Below are 4517 nucleotides of genomic sequence, written 5' to 3'. Positions count from 1 at the left end.
GCTGTAACGAAAGTGGATGCAAGGGGCAGACACAGTGTCGCCGTTCAGGCACACTATGGTCATGTCACGGGTCATGTCACGCATCACGGCGGCCGCTTCCGGCCGCGGGTTGTCCGGCGAAGCCGCCCCGGCCGACGGCAGGCTTCCGGCGTCGGCCACAAACTTGGTGGGCACTCGCCCGTTCGGCGTCTATGTCCACGTCCCATACTGCACGACCCGCTGCGGCTACTGCGACTTCAACACCTACACGGCGACCGAGCTCGGCCCGGGAGTCGCGATCGGGACGTTCGTCGAGACGCTTGCCGGTGAGTTCCGCGTGGCCCGCGCCGTCCTCGGCGCGGCAGACCTGGCCGTCTCGACCATTTTCCTCGGCGGCGGGACGCCTACCCTCCTTCCGATCGAGGACCTCAGGGCGCTGCTTCGAATGATCGACACGGAGTTCGGCATTGCCCCGGACGCCGAGGTGACGACCGAGGCGAACCCCGAGTCCGTGGACGCGAGCACATTGGAACAGCTGCGCGCCGCCGGCTACACGCGGGTCTCGTTCGGCATGCAGAGTGCCCGGTCGCACGTGCTCGCCGCCCTTGACCGTCGGCATACTCCCGGACGTGTACCCGATGTGGTCAGTTGGGCACGCAAGGCGGGATTCAACCATGTCAACCTCGACCTCATCTACGGCTCGCCGGGTGAGTCGGACCGGGACTGGCAGGCGAGCCTGGACGCCGCGGTCGAACTCGCTCCCGATCATGTGAGCGCGTATGCGTTGACTGTTGAGGACGGCACCCGGCTGGCCCGCCGGATCAGGCGTGGCGAGCTGCTCCCGCCGGACGATGACATGATGGCCGACCGTTACCATCAGGCCGAGCAGACCCTGACCGCGGCGGGCCTACGGTGGTATGAGATCAGTAACTGGGCCCGTGACGAAGCGTCCCGCAGCCGGCACAATCTCGGCTACTGGCGTGGTCATGACTGGTGGGGTTTCGGACCGGGGGCACACAGCCATGTCGGCGGTGTGCGCTGGTGGAACGTCCGTCATCCGGCCGCCTACAGCGCGCTGCTCGCCGAGCAGGCGAGTCCTGCCGCGGCCCGTGAGCTGCTGGACGACGACGCCAGGCAGATGGAGCGGGTGATGCTCGGGGTTCGCCTGGCCGACGGCCTCGCCGTCGACGAGCTGACCGACGCGGGGCGTGCGCGGGCCGCGACGCTTGCTGTGGACGGGTTGATCGAGCCGGCCGGGCTGGAGGCCGGACGCGTGTTGCTCACCCTGCGTGGCAGGCTCCTGGCCGATACCGTGGTCCGTGATCTCGTTGCGGACTGACCGGCGCCGCCCCTTGGCGAAGGCCTTGAGTTTCTGCACTCGCTGACGTGCTCGACCGTCTCGGCTGGAGGCCAAGACGGCTACAATTGGCACTCGAGGCAACGGAGTGCCAGGACGCTTCGGAAGTACGGGTTCTGGTCCTGGTCGCCTCGTGCGGTCGTGGCTGGCCTCGCCAAACGGCCTCAACGTGGCGAAGGGGTGAAGCGACGTGCTGGAAGAACGGCGGTTGGACGTTCTGCGCGCCATCGTTGAGGACTTTGTGCTGAGCAACGAGCCCGTGGGGTCCAAAGCACTGGCAGAGCGCCACCAGCTGGGGGTATCGCCTGCTACTGTACGTAATGACATGTCTGCGCTTGAGGAAGAAGGCTACATTACCCAGCCGCACACGAGCGCGGGGCGGATCCCGACGGACAAGGGCTACCGCCTGTTCGTCGACCGGCTGTCGGGGGTCAAGCCCCTGTCGCGGGCGGAGCGGCGGGCGATCCAGAGCTTCCTCGAGGGAGCGATCGATCTCGATGACGTGGTCCGGCGGTCGGTTCGGCTGCTGGCCCAGCTGACCCGCCAGGTCGCTGTCGTGCAGTACCCGTCGTTGTCGTGCAGCAGCGTCCGGCACATCGAGATCGTGACGATCACGCCGGCGCGGCTGCTTTTCGTAATGATTACTGACACCGGTAGGGTTGAGCAGCGGGTGGTCGAAGTGCCCGCCCCGGTTGACGATCTGATCGTCGGCGAACTGCGGGGTGTACTCAACGCCGCGTTGAACGGGCGCAGGCTGGTGGACGCGCCCGAGGCGGTCGCGGACCTGTCGGACGCCGCCCGCCCGGATCTGCGTCCACATCTGAATACGCTGATCGCGGTGGTGATGGAGGCGCTGGTCGACAAGCCCGAGGAGCGGGTGGCGCTGGCGGGTACAGCCAATCTGACATTGTCGGCTCTCGACTTCGCCGATACGCTGCGTCCCCTTCTGGAAGCGCTGGAGGAGCAGGTTGTTCTGTTGAAACTGATCGGCGAGGTACGCGACCTCGACACCGTTACGGTACGTATTGGTCAGGAAAACAGCATGGATGCGCTACGTTCCACCTCGGTGGTGGCAACGGGGTACGGTCGCGGAGCGTCCGCTTTGGGCGGCCTGGGAGTGGTCGGTCCGAGGCGGATGGACTATCCGGGGGCCATGGCGGCGGTAAGAGCCGTCGCCAAGTACGTGGGTGATCTCTTGGGTGCCGACTGATGGCCACTGACTACTACGAAGTGCTGGGCGTACGCCGAGACGCTTCGAACGACGAACTCAAGCGGGCATATCGCAGGCTCGCTCGGGAACTGCATCCCGACGTGAACCCCGACCCGGAGGCGCAGCAGCGCTTCAAGGCCGTGACCACCGCGTACGAGGTGCTGTCGGACCCGGAGAAGCGCCAGGTCGTCGATCTCGGTGGTGATCCGCTGGCTCCCGGTGGGGGAGGCGGCGCCGGGGCTTCCTTCGGGGCGGGCTTCGGCGGCCTCGGCGACATCATGGATGCCTTCTTCGGTGGCGGGGCAAATCGTGGGCCGCGCTCACGGGTCCGTCGCGGCAACGACGCGTTGCTCCGTCTGGAGCTCGACCTCGCCGAGACCGCGTTCGGGGCGACCCGGGATATCACCGTTGACACCGCGGCGGTGTGCGCCACCTGCTCCGGGGAGGGATCGGCGCCGGGTAGCCATCCGGTGACCTGCCCGGTGTGTCACGGGCGTGGAGAGATCCAACAGGTGACCCGGTCGTTCCTGGGCCAGATGGTCACTTCCAGGCCGTGCACCCGATGCGGAGCCACCGGGAGCGTGATCGAGCATCCGTGCCGGGAATGCGGCGGCGACGGCCGGGTACGTAAGCGGCGCAACCTTACCGTCAAGATCCCTTCTGGGGTTGAGGACGGGATGCGCATCCGGTTGTCCGGCGAAGGTGAGGTCGGCCCGGGCGGCGGGCCCAACGGTGACCTCTACGTCGAGGTGCAGGAGCGTCCCCATCCGGTCTTCACCCGGGAAGGCGACGATCTGCACTGCGAGCTGCGGGTGCCCATGACGGCCGCCGCGCTCGGTACCACCTGTGAGTTGGACACTCTGGACGGCAGCGAGACCCTCACGGTCAAGCCCGGCACTCAGCCTGGGTATGTCATCACCATGAGTGGTCGCGGCATTCCGCATCTGCGTTCGGTCGGCCGCGGTCACCTGCACATCCATGTGGTGGTGGAGACGCCGACCAAGCTTGATCCTGATCAGGAAAGGCTGCTGCGAGAGCTGGCGAAGTTGCGGGACGAGGAGCAGCCGGCGGTGGTGACCAGTGGCAACGGGACCGCCGACGGGCAGGGCTTCTTCTCCAGGCTCCGCGGCGCCCGCGGCACGCGGTAGGCGGGGCCGGATGCGGGTTGCCGTGGGCCGGACCGGGCGCGGAGGAACGGACAGCTGACCGCGCCTCTTTTCTACCAGGGCCTGGTTCCCGACGGCAGAGAGCTGACACTCTCCGGTTCGGAGGGTCACCATGCTGCGACGGTTCGTCGACTTCGCCCCGGCGAACGCCTGGATATCACCGATGGTCTCGGGGTGGTTGCCGAATGTACCGTTCTGCGTTGTCGGCGCGATGAGGTCGACTGCACGGTCGAACGCAGGGTCGTGTACCCGGAGCCTGCTCCCCGGCTGGTCGTGGTCCAGGCCCTGGCCAAGGGTGACCGCGGTGAGCTCGCTGTCGAGCTCATGACCGAGGTGGGGGTCGACGAGATCGTCCCCTGGGCGGCTGCCCGCTCGATCGTCCGTTGGGAGGGGGATCGTGGCATGCGGGCGCATGCGCGTTGGTCGGCCACGGCGCGTGAGGCCGCGAAGCAGTCACGGCGAGTGTTCTGGCCCCGGCTGGCGGGCCTCGCTGACACCGCTGCGGTCGGCGCTCGGATCGTGACCGCGGACATCGCGGTGGTTCTGCATGAGGAGGCGACCGAACCGCTGGTCGCGGGGCTGCGCGAGGCGGGCGTGGCGGGATCGTCGGAGATCGTCGTGGTAGTGGGGCCAGAAGGTGGAATCACCGACAGTGAGCTTGAGGTCTTCGGTGCGGCCGGAGCGATGCCTGCCCGGCTCGGTCGCACGGTGTTACGGACGTCGACCGCAGGTGTCGTCGCGGCCGCGATCGTGTTGTCCCATACCACCCGCTGGGATCGGTAGGCCGGAGGTGGCGCGATGCTGG

4 protein-coding genes are annotated in these 4517 nt (G+C 67.6%); all 4 read left to right on the top strand.

Annotation, left to right across the window (positions count from 1 at the left end; genetic code table 11):
- Nucleotides 1–73 precede the first annotated feature (73 nt).
- Entirely contained in the window at nt 74–1318 is a 1245-nt protein-coding gene (gene hemW, locus U9980_RS04350; RefSeq protein WP_322766784.1) for a radical SAM family heme chaperone HemW, read from the top strand.
- A gap of 208 nt (nt 1319–1526) precedes the next feature.
- Nucleotides 1527–2546 carry a heat-inducible transcriptional repressor HrcA gene (hrcA, locus tag U9980_RS04345; protein WP_322748165.1) on the top strand — a complete coding sequence of 340 codons (1020 nt, stop codon included), beginning with the start codon at nt 1527–1529 and terminating at the stop codon, nt 2544–2546.
- A complete protein-coding gene (gene dnaJ, locus U9980_RS04340) occupies nt 2546–3694 on the top strand; it encodes a molecular chaperone DnaJ (RefSeq protein WP_322748166.1) in 1149 nt (382 codons plus the stop codon). Before hrcA ends, dnaJ begins: the two co-directional genes overlap by 1 nt.
- A 54-nt stretch (nt 3695–3748) precedes the next feature.
- A complete protein-coding gene (locus U9980_RS04335; protein ID WP_322766786.1) occupies nt 3749–4495 on the top strand; it encodes a 16S rRNA (uracil(1498)-N(3))-methyltransferase in 747 nt (248 codons plus the stop codon).
- Nucleotides 4496–4517 lie beyond the last annotated feature (22 nt).

The organism is Protofrankia sp. Cr1 (genome assembly GCF_963555865.1).
Taxonomy (GTDB): domain Bacteria; phylum Actinomycetota; class Actinomycetes; order Frankiales; family Frankiaceae; genus Protofrankia.
This window is presented reverse-complemented; position numbering and strand designations above follow the sequence as displayed.